This window comes from Moraxella bovoculi 237 (genome assembly GCF_000696305.2).
GTDB lineage: Bacteria > Pseudomonadota > Gammaproteobacteria > Pseudomonadales > Moraxellaceae > Moraxella > Moraxella bovoculi.
Genome location: NZ_AOMT01000043.1, coordinates 1 through 17,135 on the forward strand (window position 1 = coordinate 1; position 17,135 = coordinate 17,135).

Annotated in this window: 18 protein-coding genes and 1 pseudogene; 14 read left to right on the top strand and 5 right to left on the bottom strand. The window is 48.0% G+C overall.

All coding sequences use genetic code 11. From position 1 onward, the window contains the following. Positions 1–81 precede the first annotated feature (81 nt). The 3 genes from mpl to gshA are packed head-to-tail and all read right to left on the bottom strand — an operon-like array spanning position 82 to position 3,566. On the bottom strand, positions 82–1,461 hold the full coding sequence (mpl, locus tag MBO_RS08970) for a UDP-N-acetylmuramate:L-alanyl-gamma-D-glutamyl-meso-diaminopimelate ligase (protein WP_036366901.1): 1,380 nt from the start codon (positions 1,459–1,461) through the stop codon (positions 82–84). A 26-nt stretch (positions 1,462–1,487) separates the two neighbouring features. Next, positions 1,488–1,988 (bottom strand): disulfide bond formation protein B, encoded by a 501-nt coding sequence (locus tag MBO_RS08975; RefSeq protein ID WP_036366902.1) that lies wholly within the window; start codon positions 1,986–1,988, stop codon positions 1,488–1,490. Positions 1,989–2,009: 21 nt separating this feature from the next. After that, positions 2,010–3,566, bottom strand: coding sequence for a glutamate--cysteine ligase (gshA, locus tag MBO_RS08980; protein WP_036366904.1), 1,557 nt, complete (start codon positions 3,564–3,566; stop codon positions 2,010–2,012). A 232-nt stretch (positions 3,567–3,798) separates the two neighbouring features. Between gshA and tyrS the strand changes: the two genes are divergently transcribed. The 7 genes from tyrS to MBO_RS09010 all read left to right on the top strand — a co-directional run bounded on the left by tyrS (position 3,799) and on the right by MBO_RS09010 (position 7,330). Beyond that, positions 3,799–5,007, top strand: coding sequence for a tyrosine--tRNA ligase (gene tyrS, locus MBO_RS08985; protein ID WP_036366906.1), 1,209 nt, complete (start codon positions 3,799–3,801; stop codon positions 5,005–5,007). A 42-nt stretch (positions 5,008–5,049) separates the two neighbouring features. Continuing rightward, the gene (locus MBO_RS08990; protein WP_152545138.1) at positions 5,050–5,352 is read left to right on the top strand and encodes a hypothetical protein; all 303 of its coding nucleotides are present in this window, start codon (positions 5,050–5,052) and stop codon (positions 5,350–5,352) included. Positions 5,353–5,483: 131 nt separating this feature from the next. Continuing rightward, positions 5,484–6,122: a histidine phosphatase family protein gene (locus tag MBO_RS08995; protein WP_036366909.1), complete on the top strand. Its 639-nt coding sequence runs from the start codon at positions 5,484–5,486 to the stop codon at positions 6,120–6,122. Further along, complete coding sequence (locus MBO_RS09000; protein ID WP_036366913.1) at positions 6,115–6,339, top strand: DUF1653 domain-containing protein; 225 nt, start codon at positions 6,115–6,117, stop codon at positions 6,337–6,339. The genes MBO_RS08995 and MBO_RS09000 overlap by 8 nt, the downstream gene beginning before the upstream one ends. Then, entirely contained in the window at positions 6,311–6,667 is a 357-nt protein-coding gene (locus MBO_RS10295) for a hypothetical protein (RefSeq protein ID WP_320108865.1), read from the top strand. The genes MBO_RS09000 and MBO_RS10295 overlap by 29 nt, the downstream gene beginning before the upstream one ends. Next, positions 6,610–6,918 carry a GNAT family N-acetyltransferase gene (locus MBO_RS10300; protein WP_320108866.1) on the top strand — a complete coding sequence of 103 codons (309 nt, stop codon included), beginning with the start codon at positions 6,610–6,612 and terminating at the stop codon, positions 6,916–6,918. The genes MBO_RS10295 and MBO_RS10300 overlap by 58 nt, the downstream gene beginning before the upstream one ends. 13 nt (positions 6,919–6,931) lie before the next feature. Next, positions 6,932–7,330: an FKBP-type peptidyl-prolyl cis-trans isomerase gene (locus MBO_RS09010; RefSeq protein ID WP_036366915.1), complete on the top strand. Its 399-nt coding sequence runs from the start codon at positions 6,932–6,934 to the stop codon at positions 7,328–7,330. Here MBO_RS09010 and MBO_RS09015 read toward each other — a convergent pair. Continuing rightward, positions 7,327–7,587: a DUF1289 domain-containing protein gene (locus tag MBO_RS09015; RefSeq protein ID WP_036366917.1), complete on the bottom strand. Its 261-nt coding sequence runs from the start codon at positions 7,585–7,587 to the stop codon at positions 7,327–7,329. The two genes, MBO_RS09010 and MBO_RS09015, sit on opposite strands and share 4 nt — an antisense overlap. A gap of 81 nt (positions 7,588–7,668) precedes the next feature. Here MBO_RS09015 and MBO_RS09020 point away from each other — a divergent pair, with 81 nt between their 5' ends. From MBO_RS09020 to MBO_RS09040, 5 genes are all read left to right on the top strand, one after another. Then, complete coding sequence (locus tag MBO_RS09020) at positions 7,669–8,265, top strand: YqiA/YcfP family alpha/beta fold hydrolase (protein WP_036366920.1); 597 nt, start codon at positions 7,669–7,671, stop codon at positions 8,263–8,265. 332 nt (positions 8,266–8,597) lie between these two features. After that, entirely contained in the window at positions 8,598–10,448 is a 1,851-nt protein-coding gene (locus tag MBO_RS09025; protein WP_036366921.1) for a transferrin-binding protein-like solute binding protein, read from the top strand. A gap of 108 nt (positions 10,449–10,556) precedes the next feature. Next, positions 10,557–13,382, top strand: a complete 2,826-nt coding sequence (locus MBO_RS09030; RefSeq protein WP_052585416.1) for a lactoferrin/transferrin family TonB-dependent receptor — start codon at positions 10,557–10,559, stop codon at positions 13,380–13,382. A 6-nt stretch (positions 13,383–13,388) separates the two neighbouring features. Further along, positions 13,389–13,577: a hypothetical protein gene (locus tag MBO_RS09035; protein WP_036366924.1), complete on the top strand. Its 189-nt coding sequence runs from the start codon at positions 13,389–13,391 to the stop codon at positions 13,575–13,577. A gap of 42 nt (positions 13,578–13,619) precedes the next feature. Further along, positions 13,620–13,937, top strand: a complete 318-nt coding sequence (locus tag MBO_RS09040; protein ID WP_036366927.1) for a hypothetical protein — start codon at positions 13,620–13,622, stop codon at positions 13,935–13,937. A gap of 347 nt (positions 13,938–14,284) precedes the next feature. Here MBO_RS09040 and MBO_RS10350 read toward each other — a convergent pair. Next, a pseudogene (locus MBO_RS10350) lies at positions 14,285–14,523 on the bottom strand (lipoprotein N-acyltransferase Lnb domain-containing protein). 86 nt (positions 14,524–14,609) lie between these two features. Between MBO_RS10350 and MBO_RS09055 the strand changes: the two are divergent. Then, on the top strand, positions 14,610–15,002 hold the full coding sequence (locus tag MBO_RS09055; RefSeq protein ID WP_052585417.1) for a hypothetical protein: 393 nt from the start codon (positions 14,610–14,612) through the stop codon (positions 15,000–15,002). Between the two features lie 239 nt (positions 15,003–15,241). Then, positions 15,242–17,134, top strand: a complete 1,893-nt coding sequence (gene parE / locus MBO_RS09060) for a DNA topoisomerase IV subunit B (protein WP_036367267.1) — start codon at positions 15,242–15,244, stop codon at positions 17,132–17,134. Position 17,135: the final 1 nt, after the last annotated feature.

Genomic DNA, 17,135 nt, shown 5'->3' on the forward strand with positions numbered 1-17,135 from the left:
ACGAGTACTTTAAGTACTTAAATAATGACAATACAAATAAAAAACCTCGAAATTCATCGAGGTTTTTTTATGTCCTAGACATCACTTAGACAATGCGTCCAATAGACGGGTGTGAATGCTCTCAAAGCCGCCATTTGACATGATGATGATGGCATCGCCTGCTTTGGCGTTTGCCTTTAGGTAGGCGATGATGTCATCTGTGCTGGTCAACACTTGTTGGTTTGGTGCGTTGCCAATGGCGCAAGCCAAGCCCCATGCCAAATTGGTAGGCTCATACCACAGCGCAAAGTCAGCGATCGACGCTGATGGCGCAAGATGGTCGCGGTGACTGCCCAGCTTCATGGTGTTGGAGCGTGGCTCGATGACCGCCCAAATTCTACGACTTTGCAGCATTTTTTTGGCGCCGTCTAGTGTGGTGGTGATGGCAGTAGGATGGTGTGCAAAGTCATCGAATACCAGAATATCACCAACATCGCCGATCAGCTCCATACGTCTTTTGATGCCGCCAAAGTTCGACAACGCTTCACACGCATTCGCCACGCTTACGCCCACATGATGAGCGGCACTAATGGCAACCAGTGCATTATTGACGTTATGCAGACCGCTCATGCCCCAATTTACTTGGGCGCTGTCGCCTGCGATGGTCACATTGAATGATGAGCCGTCTTCTTTTAATAGCTGTGCCTTGTGATCGCCATCATCGCCTAGAGAGGTGCGCACCACAGGCGTCCATGCGCCCATCTTTAAAGTATCTTCTAGACTTTGGGTGTTGGCAGGCATGATAATCTGACCCTTGGCAGGAATCATGCGAATCATGTGGTGAAATTGGGTTTGGATTGCCTTTAGATCTGGGAAGATGTCAGCGTGATCATATTCTAGGTTATTTAAGATGGCGGTCGTCGGGCGATAATGCACGAACTTAGAACGCTTATCAAAAAATGCCGAGTCATACTCGTCCGCTTCGATGACAAAATAATCTTTACCCAGGTGCGAGCTGTGCTTAAAGGCATCTTGCAAGCGCACATCATCACTGCTAACTTGTGGCACACCACCGATCAAAAATCCCGTATCAATGCCAGCATATTGCAGAATCCATGACAGCATGGTTGTGGTCGTGGTTTTGCCGTGCGTGCCCGCCACCGCCAAGACATGACGATGTTGTAGGACGTGCTCGGCTAAGAACTGCGGTCCTGACGTGTAGGGTAGGCGTTCGTTTAGCATGTATTCGACCGCTTCCATGCCGCGCTTGCAGGCATTGCCCACGATGACAAGATCTGGCGCAGGTTGTAGGTGTTCAGCTTTATAACCTTCTAAGATCTCAACACCAGCGTTATGCAGCTGAGTGCTCATCGGCGGGTAGATGGCAGTGTCCGATCCTGTTACGGTGTGGCCCAGATCGCGCGCCAATAGGGCAAGCGAACCCATGAAAGTACCACAAATACCTAAAATATGAACGTGCATGAAATAACCTTTTTGTAATAAATGGGTCAAGGGCGATGTTTAAGAATCTTGGTGAGTTGCACCAATAAAATCACCAAAATAACAACAAACAGAACCAGTGTCTGCATGGGAATGGATAGACCTAGGAATGTCCAATCAATGAGTGCGCATTCGCCTGAGCCTTTTAACACCTGTTCAAAGACCTGCATTACAGGCAGCGTCTCCACCCAGTAGTTCAGTCCCGGTCCGCAGGCAGGCACTTCATCGGCAGGCAGATGCTGCAGCCACACATGACGAGCAGCGACACCTGCGCCCCACAGCGTACCCAGCAGTGAGCCTAGCCATAATGTTAGGCGAGATCCTTTGCCTTTGGGGTTAAAAATCAGCCCCAAGAATGCAAATAAGCCCATCACCCACAGCCCAATCCGCTGAAAAATACACAAAGGGCACGGGTCAAGCCCAAGAGTGTTTTGAAGGTAGCCGATGGCAAATACACTGCCTACCACACAGATGAATACCAAGAAGGCGTTGATTTGACGATAAGTCATAAAACCCTCAAAAATGATGAATTACTGGCGATAGCTTTGGATATAGTCATAGAATGACAGCGTATCCGCCTGTTCAATGTCGGCTTGCTCTTGGATGGAGTCTTTGGCGACTTTGGCAAAATGCGCTTCGTTCTCTTGGCTTAGCGCATGATTAAGAAGGTCGTTTTGGTGTTTCTTAGCAAGTAGCTTGCCCAATGCCCATGTGCTACCAAGTCTACGACTGTCGGTCTCGATTTGGGCGGAGAGTGTAAACTCTGGGTTGGTCGCCTTGCCTTGCATCATCGCCAAGGCTTCGCGATAGGCATTACCACCGTGATGGTCATCGAAGGCATCAGCGATGATCTGCATGTTGGTTAGGTGCTTGACGATCCAGTCGTGCAGATACATGTCGCCGATCTCGGTGTTAATGACAAGATCTGTATTGCGGCCATGGTTTACCACAGTGTCGATGTTGGCTTGTAGGCGTTTTTCTTCATCTTTATATAGGGCAGGCGAGTTAAGCAGTAGGCAGTACACCGCCAATACTTCTAGGAAACACGCTGTCTGTACGCGAATGCCGATGTCACTATAAGGGTCTAAGTCGATGGCACGGAATTCAACATAAGCGATGCCACGATCAGCCAAGGCAGCGGTTGGTGTTTCGCCTGATTTGGTGATTTGTTTTGGGCGAATCGGACTGTAGAATTCGTTCTCAATTTGGAGGATGTGGTCGTTAATCTGGATGGGATTGCCGTCCTTGTCATCCACGCCGATGTCGCTAAAGTCTTTAAATGGTGTACCGATCGCCGCACGCAGACCTTTGATGTACTCGTTTAGATCGTTGTATTCGATGTTTAGGTCTTCTTGGACGCTGTTAGTATAGCCAAGCTTACCCATGCGAAGGCTTGTCCCGTGTGGCTGATAGTAGGTGTAGCTGCCATCTGACAGCGGCACAAGGTGGTGCTCGCGTCCCTTAATGAATGACGCACACACCGCAGGACTTGCCCCCAGCAGATACAGCACAAGCGGGGTTAGGCGCTTGAAGTTACGGATTAAGGCAAGATATTTGTCGTTTTTAAAGGCGGTAAAGTCGTCTCCACCTGAATGCTTGAACCATCTGTCAAACAAATCATCGCCGATGGATAGGTTGTAGTGTAGCCCTGCGATGGTTTGCATCTTGCGACCATAACGCACCCCAAGCCCAGAGCGGTACAGGGTTTTTAGTTTGCCGATATTGGATGTGCCGTAATCGGCCAGTGGAATGTCTTCATCATTGTCGGCGGTCATGCACGGCATGGATAGTGGCCACATCAATTCATCGCCTAGTGAGCGGTGCACGAGCACATGTAGCTCTCTTAGCATGTCCAAGGCTTCTTTGATTGATGAAAAAGGCTCGGTGATGAGCTCAAGTAGATTCTCAGAATAGTCAGTTGTGATGTAGGGATGGGTTAGCTTTGAGCCCAGATCGGCAGGGTGCGGCGTCTTAGCGGCATAGCCATCAGCGCGCATGCGCAAGCCTTCTTTTTCAATGCCGCGCTTCATGCCTGCAACCAACTCGGAGCCGAACCATTCAGGCAGGCGAAATTGCTGTGTTTTCATAATTAATCCCCGTACTTGCCTAATTTTTGCTTATCATAAGGCGTATCGATGTATTTTAATGTGCTAATTTTGCATAGCCAACCATGCCATAACGTGTCTGGCGGTGTTTTGCCTATTATAAGCCTATGGGTGAATAATGGCAAAGAAAATCCGATGCTTGGCGTTTTTTCATCCCAAAAATTCTGCTATACTAGGTTAATTTTGTGTATTTTGAAATTTTTTAAGGTGTCCCATGTCAAATTTTTTGCCCCCTGCCGAACAACTTGAACTTCTAAAACGTGGCGTGGTTGAGATTTATTCCGAAGAAGATTTGTTAAAAAAGCTCGCCAAAGGTCGCCCTTTGCGTATCAAACTTGGCATGGACCCCACCGCCCCTGATTTGCATTTTGGGCATACGGTTGTTCTTAACAAACTGCGTGCCTTTCAAGAATTAGGGCATGAAGTGCTGTTTCTTATTGGCGACTACACCGCCCGCATTGGCGACCCGTCTGGCAAAAACGCAACTCGTCCGCCCCTATCCGAAGAGCAGGTCAAGGCAAATGCCGAAACTTACGCCAAGCAAGTCTTTAAAATCCTAGACAAAGACAAAACGACCATTATGTTTAACTCTGATTGGTTCTCCAAGATGAGTGCAGGGGACATGATTGCCCTAGCCAGCCAGCTTACCGTGTCTCGTATGCTTGAACGTGATGATTTTTCAAAACGCTACAACAGCCAAACTCCGATTGCCATTCACGAATTTTTGTACCCACTCGTGCAAGGCTATGACAGCATTGCTATGGAAGCTGATGTGGAGATTGGCGGTACTGACCAGACCTTTAACGTGCTTATGGGGCGTACCCTACAAGGTCGCTACGGCAAAGAACCCCAAGTTTGTATCACCATGCCCCTTTTGGAGGGCTTGGACGGTGTACAAAAAATGAGTAAATCGCTTGGCAATTACATTGGCATTGACGAACCTGCGGGCGTGATGTACCAAAAAATCCTATCCATGCCCGACACGCTCATCGCTCGCTATTTTGAGCTTTTGAGCTTTAAGCCGATGATTGAAGTGAATGCTTTGCTTGATGAAATGGCAAATGGTCGCAATCCCCAAGAATTAAAGAAAATCCTAGCCCATGAGCTGATTGAGCGTTTTCATGACAAAGAGTCTGCCGACAACGCCCACCGCTCGGCAGGCAACCGCTTGGCGGACGGGGAGTTGCCCATTGATTTGCCCGAAGTGTCGCTGTCTCTTGATGGTGCGGACAAGCTGTTTATCACCCAAGTGCTAAATCAAGCCAGCCTTGCCAAAAATTCCGCCCAAGCCAAAGATATGCTGTCTCGTGGGGCGGTCAAAGTGGACGGACAAGTCGTGGACGCAAGTTTTGCCCTTGGTGCAGGGCAGACGGTTGTGATACAGGCAGGGAAAAAGGCGTATGCCAGAGTAAGCGTTGCATAATGAATCTAGCCAAGGTGATTCTGTCATCTTGGTTGTTTTTTATTGAATAGAGAATTAGGTCATGAAAAAATACTGTTGGCGATGACTCTGGCGACCGCGTCTACAATGGGTATGGCGGTGAATGATGCACATGCTCAAAGTTTCTCATCAAGCCAAATGCAACAAACCAAAGTGCGAGATTTGAGCTTTAAAAGCATCATGCGTGCGCTATACGCAGGAAAAATGCTGGGCAACGCGCACATTGCTGATGATGAGTTAAGCCAATTTCCAAATGTCGCGCTGGATGAAACTTCTAAAAATTGGCAAGAGTGTCGTTGCACTGATGCACCCTGTCATCGAATATAAAAATCAAGATGGGCAAAAGCGTTGTCTGGTTGCAATTGAAAAGCCGTCATTTAGAGCGTCGAGCAGGTCAATTATGTCGACTTTAGCCAAGAGCTGCTATTTAACCCAATCACCAAAGAATACCAATAATCATGAAAAAATTTTACCTTATCCGCCACGCTCAGAGTGAATCCAACGCCCGCCTTGCCATTCGCCCAAACCCTGTGATTAATCTGACCGATGTCGGTCGGATGGAGGCAAAAGAGCTCTCCGAATGGCTAAACATTAACATCCAGCAGCCGATCGATGGCGTGTTCACGTCCCACTATGTACGTACGGCACAGACTGCCGCGCCGTTTTTGGCACAGCTTGGCAGTACAGCAAAGGTGATCGAGGCGCTGCATGAGTTTGATTATTTGGACTTTAATCGTATTAAGGATCTGTCATTTGAGGACTTGATCGCTACGGCGGATAATTTTTGGCAGCAGGGCGATACCACTTATCAGGACGGCACGGCAGAAGATACCTATGAGCGGTTCGTGGAGCGAGTGCGCACGGTGCGCCAGATGTTCGAAGAATTGCCAGATGGTAACTACGTTGTATTTACCCATGGCATGTGGATTGGCATGTTGATGTGGCAGATTATCCATGGCGATGGTGCGCGCGTGATGGACATGCCTGCTTTTCGTGCGTATGAGCTTGCTATCCGCCCAAAGAACTGTGAAGTCTATCTACTAACAGATGCCCAAGGCGTGCAGTCAGTGGCGAAGGTTCGGGTGCGTGATGAATAAGGTTCAGCCAGGCATCTATCGTCATTATAAGGGCAATCTGTACCAAGTTCTACACACCGCAAAGCACAGCGAGACCGAAGAGTGCCTTGTGGTGTATCGCGCCTTGTATGGCCATTATGGCGTGTGGGTGCGACCTGCCGACATGTTCCACGAGATGGCGAATGTCGATGGTCAAGATGTGCCACGATTTGAGCTTATCAAGGACAACGTCTCTTGAAATTTTGCAATTACCGTCCGACCTGACGCTATCGCATGATGGCGTGCGACTAGAGTTATTGGACCTTCGTTATGAGGATGATTTGGTGCAGGCATGCCAAGATGGTAATCTGTGGAAGCTGCTCTACACCATCACACCAAGCCCTGATGAAGTTCATGAATACATCGCTACGACTCATGCGATGACGGATAGGGTTGCCTTTGCGGTCATCGATGAGACCACAGAGCGTGCGTTGGCAGTACGAGTTATCATGATATCTTGTCGCATTCTTTGCGCCTTGAGATTGGCTATACTTGGTATGCCAAGCGTTATTGGCGCACGCGCGTGAACAATGCCTGTAAGTTTCTGCTGATGAGGTATGCCTTTGAGGTGCTGTCCTATCAGACGGTTGCGCTTAGAACCAGTAGTTTAAACACACGTTCACAGGCGGCGATTGAGCGACTGGATGCCAAAAAAGATGGCGTCATCGGCAATAAACGCACTACCCAAGACGGCATCATTTGCGATACGGTGATGTGCAGCATCATGGCGGATGAATGGCCAAACGTTAAACATAACTTACAACAAAAGATGCAGTAGCACCAAGGACAACATGACTGATTTTAAAACACAAGACCTCATTGTAGGCACCGGTAAAGCCGCTGAACGTGGCGCATTAATCACCGCTCATTATACGGGCTATCTGGCGGATGGCACGTTATTTGATTCATCGCACAGTCGAGGACAGCCATTTGAGTGCGTCATCGGTACGGGGCGCGTGATTAAGGGGTGGGATCTGGGCGTATTGGGCAGTGAGATCGGGGTAAAGCTTGTCCAAAAGTGGGGTATTGAGCTTGAGCTGCCAGCATTCGATGCAATGAAAGTCGGTGGCAAAAGACAGCTTGTCGTACCCGCGCACCTTGGCTATGGCGAGCGTTCGGTGGGGAAGATTCCACCGAATTCGGATCTAACCTTTGAGATTGAGCTTATCGATGTGAAGACGCGCGATTAAGAGCCGTCTAGGCTAAGCTGTTCTCGCACGCCAAAAAAGTCCAGCTCTGCTTGCTGTCTTTGGCGGCGCGCATCCATAAGCTTGCGTTGTCGTCTGATGATTCGGTTTAGGATTCGGTGCTTGTCATCGTCCCCAAGGGTGTGCCACGTCTGTCGCTCTGTGCGATTGCGCAGACAGCCGATGCAGTAGCCCTTCTTGTTCATCTGGCAGACACCAATGCATGGGCTGTCGATGTCGAACAATTCAAATTGCGACATAAAAAACCGTGACAAAAATATTACTATAACGATTTTTTGTTGATTAATCAATACTTTGTATGTACAAATACAGGAAATCCCATGACCATCATTTATCTACATGGACTAGATGCTGACCCTAACGCCAATAAAGCCGTCATCACCGCCAATCATGCCAAAGCGCTCGGGATAGACACGCTGCGCCCTGATTTGAACTGTCCGCCTGATGAAGTAGTGGCTAAGCTCTTAAATTTAATCAAAGAAAACCCCAATGCGGTGCTGGTTGGCTCATCGCTGGGCGGTTATTTTGCCACGCTGTTGTCCGACATGACAGGCACGCCTTGTGTGCTGTTAAACCCAAGCATTCGCCCCGATGTGTCGTTCAGACGCTTTTTAAGTGATAATTTTGACGGACAAACGCTCGCAGATGATGCCGTCATCTACACCACGACAGGCGGCTGGCAAATTTGCTATGGGGATTTGGCGTGGTTTGAACGCCACCGCCTACAGGCAAAAAATCCCCACAAAATCAAAGTCCTACTTAAAATGGGCGATGAACTGTTAGACGCCCACGCCACACAAGCATTTTTTGAAAGTTGTGGGGCGGAAGTTCTCGCCCAAGACGGGGGCGACCACCGCATCAGCGACTATGATGACCAAGTCGGGCAGGTGGTAGCTTGGGTGCAAGCCCTATCCTAATTAAACCCTGTTTGCAAAATCTCCTGATTGTATGGTTGGGGGATTTTGCATTCATACCAACCGAACCATATTTCTGATATAAAAACCGTTCGCCCTAAGCTTGTCTAAGGGTGAGTTTCCGTTATGGTTCGACAAGCTCACCACGAACGGAAACCATAAAAATTTTGAAGTTCGGTTGGTATAATACACCCCTCAATCCTGCTAAGACTTTCCCAAACTTTTCACCACCTTGTTACAAATATTGACATAAGCGTTAAAATTGTTTACAATCACAATAATTTGCAAATAGCATTAATTTTTATTTAATATTGTAAATGAAAATGGTGATAATGATGAGAGTACATCTTAAAACAACACTTAGCGTTTTAGTAGGTGCGATTTTACTCAATGCCTGTGCCAGTGGCAAGGGCGGGTTTGAGCTTGATAATGTTAATAGCTTAAACACGCAAGGAGCAAGCCAAAACTCTGCCCCTACCCCCACCACCACGCCAAAAACACCCACCTACCAAGATGAACAAAACACCAGACGCACGCTTGATGTGGACACTCAAGAGCCCGCTTTAGGCTATGCGGTGGAAGTTCCTCGCCGTGTATTTGCCATGAGAGACACACCACCTGAGGAGCTAACCGTTAATATCATGCCCGACAAGGTCAAGCCCACCAATCACAGACTTGAGGATTTACCCAAAGTGTTCAGTGAGACACTGGTAGAACATCCTAAGTATGTTGAGGACAGCTTAAGCTACTCGCATGATGTCAAATCCAAAGACGCCATCCGAGATTTGCAGTTTGTGCGATCGGGCTATGTCATCGCTGAAAAAGGCATCGAATTTGACAGAACGGGTGGCGTATTTCGCCAAAACCCCGCAGGACAATACGGTCATGTCTTTTATCAAGGGGTCAACCCTGCCACCGCATTACCCACCACAAATGCAACCTATCAAGGTACTTGGGATTTTGTGAGTAATGCCATTAGCACCAGACGAGATTTACCCGAAGGCTTTACCAATGATTTGATGAACTATGGTGCCAAAGGCAATACCGTTGGGGCGACTAGTTTAGATGCTGATGTGAATCGTGGGCATGACAATGATAAGCCTACGGGGTTAAAAAGCACCTTTGAGGTGAATTTTGCCGACAAGAAACTGACAGGTAAGTTTACTCAAAATCACGGTGCTACCAACGAAAATGCCGAACAGACCATCACTGACCGCTACAGTGTTGAGGCGACCTTAAAGGGTAACCGTTTTGTTGGGACTGCTAATGCCATGAATAAGGAACATGCTATTTTTGGTCAAAACGGGGCACTAGAAGGTGGATTTTTTGGGGCTAAGGCTGAGGAGCTGGGCGGTAAATTCCTAGCCGAAGACGGCTCGCTGTTTGGAGTGTTTGCAGGCAAGCGTGGTGTGGTTGATAAAGTACAAACTCAATTTGATGCCACCGCCATCGACAGCAAAACACTCACCAAAACCAACATGGACACCTTTGGACAAGCCAGCCATCTGGTGATTGATGGTAAACGTGTGTCGCTTTTACCAGAGGGTGTGTCTAGTTTTGCCGACATGAAATTCATTGACACTCATCAAGTGGCACATGGCGATAAAAAACTATCCATCACCGTATGTTGCAATAACTTAGACTATGTCAAATTTGGCGGTTATGGCACGGTGGGTGGTACAGCAGATACGCCCGTATTAAGTGATGGCAAATTGTTTTTGGTGGGTGAAAGAACAGACACATCCGCCATTCCCACCTCAGGCACCGCTCACTATCGTGGCACGTGGGAAGGCTATATCGACAGTAAAGATGGTAGACGCTGGACAAGCTCCGCAAGCGACCTCACCACAGGTACAAGAAGTCGCTTTGATGTGGATTTTGGTTCAAAAAGCCTGATTGGCAAACTCATCGCCGATAACGGCTTGGAGGATAATCCTGTGCTAACCCTCAATGGCACAATCACAGGCAATGGTTTTAGTGGTACCGCCAAAACGGGAGTAAATGGTTTTAATCTTGACCCAAACAGCACAGGTGCCAGTGCCATCGCCCACATCAATGCTGGTTTTTATGGTGGTTTTTATGGAGCAAACGCCTCAGAGCTTGGTGGTGTCATTCATCATGACAAGGCAGGTGAGGACAAAATCGGGGTGGTCTTTGGTGGCAAACGCCAAACCAACACGCCTTAATCATCAACCTTTGTCGGTTTGTCTGATTTTATTTGCTTTTTAATTTATCAACCAAGAATGTTCTTTTGAGCATTCTTGATTTTTATCAAAACATCACAGGGACATCGCATGAGCCGTTTAGTCAAAAACTCATTCACTCAACACAATAAACCCACTTTGTTGTGTGTTGCCATCGGCATGGTGTTGTTTGGCATGCCGACCTTTGCCAACACCACTGAGCCACAGGTAGAACTTGAAGGCATGACAATCACCATCAAGCCCCAAGCCACCCGCAAAAGCAACGAAATTACAGGGCTGGGTAAAGTCGTTAAACGCCCCAATGACATCGATAAGGAGTTGGTGCTAGACATTCGTGATTTGACACGCTACGACCCTGGTATCAGCGTGGTAGAACAAGGACGAGGAGCAACCTCAGGCTACGCCATGCGTGGCGTGGACAAAAACCGTGTTGCCATCATGGTGGATGGCTTAAACCAAGCCCAGTCCTACCTCGCCCTAAAAACTGAGGCAAACGGTGGTGCTATCAACGAAATCGAATACGAAAACATCAAAAGCATTGAGCTTAGCAAAGGAGCAAGTTCGGCAGAGTACGGCTCTGGGGCGTTGGGTGGTGCGGTCGGTTTTGTCAGTAAGGACAGTAGCGACATCATCAAAGATGGAAAGCAGTGGGGCTTTGACAGCAAGACAGCATACAGTAGCAAAAACAACCAATGGATGCAGTCCTTAGCAGGGGCATTTAAGACAGGTAGTTTTGACAACCTACTCATCTACACCCACAAAGAAGGACAAGAAACTAAAGGCCACAAAGCCCTCGAGAGTTATCAGCACAGTTATCAGCCACTCACAGGATATTTTGACCGTTATGCACTCACAGGTCAGCCCGATGAGCGTGGCTATACCTACTATCTCATCAAAGATGACTGCCCCACCCTAGATTGTCCCGCTTTGCCACGAGCCAACATCAATCGTGAGCGGATTATCACACGTACCTCACCCGCCCTAACCGCTGACGAAAAAGCCCAAACACAAGCAATGGCATACCAAACCCACACTATTAGCACCAAAGATTATACAGGGGTTGACCGTATCCACGCCAACCCAATGGATTATAAAAGCCAATCCATCTTTTATAAAGCAGGCTATGACCTAAGCGACCGTCATCGTGTTGGGGCGGTGCTTGAACACACCAAGCAGCGGTACAACATCCAAGACATGACCCTGCCTGCTTACTACACCAAAGACAGTATTGGCAAACAATCTCTCACCCAAGGCAGTATCAATGCCGAAACAGGGCTTGCGGTAGGCAACGCAGGCATTGCTGATGTGATGGGCAACCCTTTGAGTGGTCTGGTGTTTAATGGTGGCTTGAATGGTAACTGGGGAGCAAGATATAGCAATACCCGCTTTTTTGATGAATTACACAAAAAAGACCGAGTGGGCTTGTTTTATCAATATAAAAACCTCAATCGCAATGGTTGGATTGATAAAGCCAAAGTCAGCCTAGACCACCAATCGCTTGGTTTGGATAGCCAAATGCACCGCATGCGTTGCCAAGATTATCCCAACATGGGGCGTTGCCAAGCCAGTATCGATAAACCATGGTCGTGGTCAGGTACGGAAAACAACCATTATAAAGAGCGTTTGACGCTTGGACAGCTTAGCTTTGATAAAGTCATCAACACCGCCAAAGCCCAGCACCGTCTTAATACACTCGTCGGATTTGGTAACGTCAAATCCAACCTCGAACGAGGGGCATTGGCATTTTCGTATGCCTCAGGAGGTTACAACCACGTTTACACACAAGGGCATAATGGCTCTTATGATAAACCATACATCTATGAGCGTGTGCCAGTAACCATGCAACACGGCACAGCGTGCGATGACAGCCGTACCGACAACAACAGTTGCCAACCACGTAACATCACAGGCAAACACGCCTTTATCGCCCTAAAAGACCATATTTATTTTGGCGATAAAGTTGATTTGGGCTTGGGTGTGCGTTATGACAATCATCGCTTTGACACCGATGACGACTGGACAGCGGTGGATGATTATAAAAACTGGTCATATAACGCAGGTCTCACTGTACGTCCGACTGACTATTTGGCGTTGTCTTATCGCTACTCAAACGGTTTTAGAGTACCAGCGTTTTATGAAATGTATGGCGTACGTACAGGGTCAAGCGGTGCATTGTCTAATGACACTTTTGCCAATCGCACCGCCCCACGCCCCGAAAAATCCACCAACCACGAATTTGGGGTGGGCGTGCAAGGTCAGTTTGGCGTGTTGGAAGTCAGTTACTTTCAAAACCGTTATAAGGATTTGATTGCCAAAGCTGATGTCAAAGGCATCCATACGCACAGCGATTTTTATAACATCCAAGACATCACCCTAAATGGCGTGAACGTACTTGGCAAAATCGACTGGTATGGGGTTTATGATAAACTGCCAGACGGTCTGTATTCAAACATCGCTTATAACGAAGTCAAAGTCAAAGACCGCCACGTCTATGACGGCTTTACGCTAACCACCGACCCCATTTTAGATGCCATTCAGCCTGCTCGTGTGGTGGCAGGGATTGGTTATGATGCTCCCAGTGGCAAGTGGGGCTTTAATCACAGTCTGACCTATTCCAGAGCCAAAAATCCCGATGAGCTGACAGGTAGCACATATTATGGCAAAGACATTGCAGTGGCAATAGATTCTAAAAGCTCCAAAAGCTGGTACACACATGATTTGACAGGGTATTTTATGCCCCACAAAAACATCACCGTACGAGCAGGGGTTTATAATATCATGGATTATAAATACAGCACGTGGGAGAGCGTTCGTCAGTCATCCATCAATGCCGTCAACCAAGATACAGGCACAAGCCGCGCTCGCTATGGGGCGACAGGGCGCAACTACAAGGTGGCGGTGGAGATGAAGTTTTGATTGGTAATGACCCAAACAAGTGCCACAATCAAACATCACACACCAAAAACCCAGCGTGAAGCTGGGTTTTTGCCAATACTAGGAGTATGTTATGCACACTTATGTCTCAGCACCACTTCGCCTTATACCCGCATTTTGCTCATGATTGCTAAGCTTGAGCAAGTGGATTTGGCATTAAAATTTATCCTACCTTAGGAAAATTCTGCCGAGCTGACCGCCGTTAATTCGTTTAGTTAAGTGCCAGCCCTCCTGCTTGATACGGGGGAAGTCATCACCAAGACACCGCTCATCATTCAAGCCATCGCCCCACAGGTCTATGCCAACACCACCACCGATTTGCCAAACCTGCCTGCCTTGTCGGCTGACAGCACCGCTTGGGGAGACAGGGTGTTGATGTCGGTACTCATTTGGATTGGTGTGCGATTGCCCCATATTTTTGAGACGCTGAGCGACGCCAACAAGCAAGCAGTTCATGACTTCCACCAAAGCCCACTCATGCAAAAACTCAAGACTAATGTGCTTGAAAATCAGCCGAGTCGGGTGGGGGATTTGTAATTCCACCAAAAAACCGCCACATCTCATATATAACGGTTTTTGTCATTTAGATTGCGTGGGCAATCCCTGTCTTATCAATCTTGAAAACTCATCTCTATCCATGTCGGTTTTGGTCAAATACGCCACATAAGGATTGGCGTGTGCCATCGCCTGCCATTAATCAGCCGTATAACGAGTGTCAATCACCTGTTCATCAAGCAAATATTCGGGCAACAAGCCTGCTAATAACGCCCGATAATCAATGGGAATTGGTTCAATCTGTGCCATCATATCAAAAATGAGCGTGGTGCAATTGCTGGTTAAGGTATTTTACCATTTTGCTTCATGGTTTAATTCTTCGCCTTTTTCTAGGTATAATAAAAACAGCTTTTGAATGCTTTTTTTGATAAATTAACAGGATAAATATAAACATCTTCGCCCCGCACATTGGTACGGGTATAAATCAAATCCTTTTCATCGCCCGCCACCAGCCCCAGCTCAAATTGACGAAAAATCCATCAATCGCCGAAAAACTCTGGTGCGACTCTTTGCGAATTTCAATGGAAAAGCTAAGTTTGCTCCCATCTTTAAAGCCAAAACTTGCCATTGTATGCACGACTTTTTAAGTCCACACTCAGAGATGATGACATCAAAACTTTCAAGCTCGCTTGGGCGATATGCACAAGTTTCCCAATGAATGTCGTATTTGTCGGTGTCGTACCAGCGAAAATTGCGTACATTGTGCAAAGTAATGACATCGCCTTGTCGTTCAAACTGGATAATTTTGGCGACTTCATCGTGCCAAATGCGGTCGTTTTTGGCAGGCATCGCAAAAAACAAATAAGCCCCAGCCCAAAACACCCCAAATACACCGCCAAATCCGTCCGCCGTCTAAACACCGCCCGTATGATAAAAAATCCCATCGGACTCATCGCCAAACACGCCCAAGACACCATAGATGCCTTTGTCCCCACATCGCCAAAGGGCTTGCACCCACAGGGTAAGAAGCAGCCAAATGCTTGTCGCCCCCACAAACAGCGTAAAGACAATCAAAATCAGCCACAACAAAAGCACGGATCAGCATAAAACTAAAGGCTTGCATCTTGACGGGCAAGGCTTGGACAGGGGCGTTTTTGGGCAGGCGGTGAGGCATGGGACTAGATGATTGATAAAAAAGCCATTATAATAAATTTGCCCCTTTTCAAAAAGAATAACAGCATCGAGTTTTGATGGGCAAGTTTTGTTGCTTTGTGCAGAAGCCCAACATTCACAACACCGCCAAAATCGGTTACAATACTTTAATTTTATCGATTCATAAAAGCACAATGACCAAATACACCACCCAAAACCTAGAAGTCCTAGAAGGGCTAGAACCCGTCCGCCGTCGCCCTGGTATGTACACTGACACCACACGCCCCAACCACCTTGCGGCAGAAGTCATTGACAACTCGGTGGACGAAGCGTTGGCAGGACACGCCAAGCACATCACTGTTACCCTGCACGCTGACGGCTCGCTGTCGGTACTTGATGACGGACGGGGTATGCCTACCGACATTCACCCTGAATTTAATCAGTCGGGCGTGGAGCTCATCTTGACACGCCTGCACGCAGGGGGCAAATTTAGCACGGACAATTATGCCATTAGTGGCGGTCTGCATGGTGTGGGTATCAGCGTGGTTAATGCTTTATCCAAGCGTGTGGACGTGGTCGTGTGGCGAGACGGCACGCAGTATCAGATGAGTTTTGAGAATGGCGTACCGACAACACCCCTAACTCACGAGCCGTCCCCTAGTAAGAAAAAACGTGGCACACAGGTGCGATTCTGGGTGGATGAGCAGTATTTTGACAATCCCAAATTCTCAATTAAATCTTTAAAACACAACCTAAAAGCCAAGGCTGTGCTATCAGCAGGGCTAAAAATTGACTTTGTGAGTGAGCCCGAACCGTCCGACAGCGAAAGCTGGCAATACACAGACGGCGTGGTGCAGTATTTGACCGAGCAGCTTGGCGAGCTTGCCATTATCCCTGATAAGCCATTTTATTTTAGCCAAGAGCCGACAGGGGGCGAACGTGGTGGGGCGACTTTTGCCATAGCGTGGCTACCCGAATCAGGCACGCCCATCACGGAAAGCTATGTAAACCTTATCCCTACCGCACAAGGCGGTACGCACGTCAATGGGCTACGCACAGGCATTACGGACGCCTTGCGTGAGTTTTGTGAAATTCATAGTCTTTTGCCCAGAAACGTCCGCCTAACTGCCGATGACGTGTGGGACGGGGTCAATTATATTTTGTCCTTAAAATTTGCCGAGCCGCAGTTTAGCGGTCAAACCAAAGAGCGCCTATCAAGCCGTGAAGCGTCCCCACTCGTGCAGACCCTTGCCAAAGACGCATTTAGTCTGTGGCTAAACGCCCACCCCGACACCGCCAAAGCCATTGCCGAGCTTGCCATTAGTAAAGCTGGCAAACGGCTCAAATCCGCCCAAAAAGTCGCCCGCAAAAAAATCACCCAAGGCCCTGCCTTACCAGGGAAACTAGCCGATTGTAAGGGCGAATTTAAGGACGGAGCGGAGCTGTTTTTGGTGGAGGGCGACAGTGCAGGCGGGTCTGCCAAACAAGCTCGAGATCGTCATTTTCAGGCGATACTGCCCCTGCGTGGCAAAATCCTAAACACATGGGAGGTTTCACACGACACCGTATTATCCAGCCAAGAGATACACGACATTGCCATTGCCATAGGCGTAGACCCAGCGTCTGATGACTTATCCGAATTACGCTATGACAAAATCTGTATCCTAGCGGACGCAGACAGTGATGGGCTGCACATTGCCACGCTAATTTGTGCGTTGTTTGTCAAGCATTTTCGTTCGCTTGTGGAAGCAGGGCATTTGTTTGTCGCCATGCCCCCACTGTATCGCATTGACATTGGTAAGGACGTGCATTATGCCTTGGACGATGATGAATTAAACGCCATTTTGAAAAAAACCAAATCCAAAGGCAAACCGCAAATCACCCGCTTTAAGGGCTTGGGCGAGATGAACCCCGACCATTTGCGTGAGACGACCATGAACCCTGATACTCGACGTTTGGTACAGCTTGACATTGATGATTTTACTTCGACAAGTAGCGTTATGGACATGCTTTTGGCAAAGAAACGAGCGTCCGACCGCAAGGCGTGGCTAGAAAGTAAGGGTGATTTGGCGAATTTGGCGGTGTAAG

Excerpts from the sequence above, each read along its gene's own strand:
- MBO_RS08995 (WP_036366909.1), top strand. The coding sequence starts at position 5,484 with ATGAAAAAATTTTACCTTATCCGCCACGCTCAGAGTGAATCCAACGCC.
- MBO_RS09010 (WP_036366915.1), top strand. The coding sequence starts at position 6,932 with ATGACTGATTTTAAAACACAAGACCTCATTGTAGGCACCGGTAAAGCC.
- gshA (WP_036366904.1), bottom strand. The coding sequence starts at position 3,566 with ATGAAAACACAGCAATTTCGCCTGCCTGAATGGTTCGGCTCCGAGTTG.
- MBO_RS09015 (WP_036366917.1), bottom strand. The coding sequence starts at position 7,587 with ATGTCGCAATTTGAATTGTTCGACATCGACAGCCCATGCATTGGTGTC.
- MBO_RS08975 (WP_036366902.1), bottom strand. The coding sequence starts at position 1,988 with ATGACTTATCGTCAAATCAACGCCTTCTTGGTATTCATCTGTGTGGTA.
- MBO_RS09030 (WP_052585416.1), top strand. The coding sequence starts at position 10,557 with ATGAGCCGTTTAGTCAAAAACTCATTCACTCAACACAATAAACCCACT.
- parE (WP_036367267.1), top strand. The coding sequence starts at position 15,242 with ATGACCAAATACACCACCCAAAACCTAGAAGTCCTAGAAGGGCTAGAA.
- MBO_RS09020 (WP_036366920.1), top strand. The coding sequence starts at position 7,669 with ATGACCATCATTTATCTACATGGACTAGATGCTGACCCTAACGCCAAT.
- MBO_RS09000 (WP_036366913.1), top strand. The coding sequence starts at position 6,115 with ATGAATAAGGTTCAGCCAGGCATCTATCGTCATTATAAGGGCAATCTG.
- mpl (WP_036366901.1), bottom strand. The coding sequence starts at position 1,461 with ATGCACGTTCATATTTTAGGTATTTGTGGTACTTTCATGGGTTCGCTT.
- MBO_RS09055 (WP_052585417.1), top strand. The coding sequence starts at position 14,610 with ATGAATGTCGTATTTGTCGGTGTCGTACCAGCGAAAATTGCGTACATT.
- MBO_RS09035 (WP_036366924.1), top strand. The coding sequence starts at position 13,389 with ATGACCCAAACAAGTGCCACAATCAAACATCACACACCAAAAACCCAG.
- MBO_RS09025 (WP_036366921.1), top strand. The coding sequence starts at position 8,598 with ATGAGAGTACATCTTAAAACAACACTTAGCGTTTTAGTAGGTGCGATT.
- tyrS (WP_036366906.1), top strand. The coding sequence starts at position 3,799 with ATGTCAAATTTTTTGCCCCCTGCCGAACAACTTGAACTTCTAAAACGT.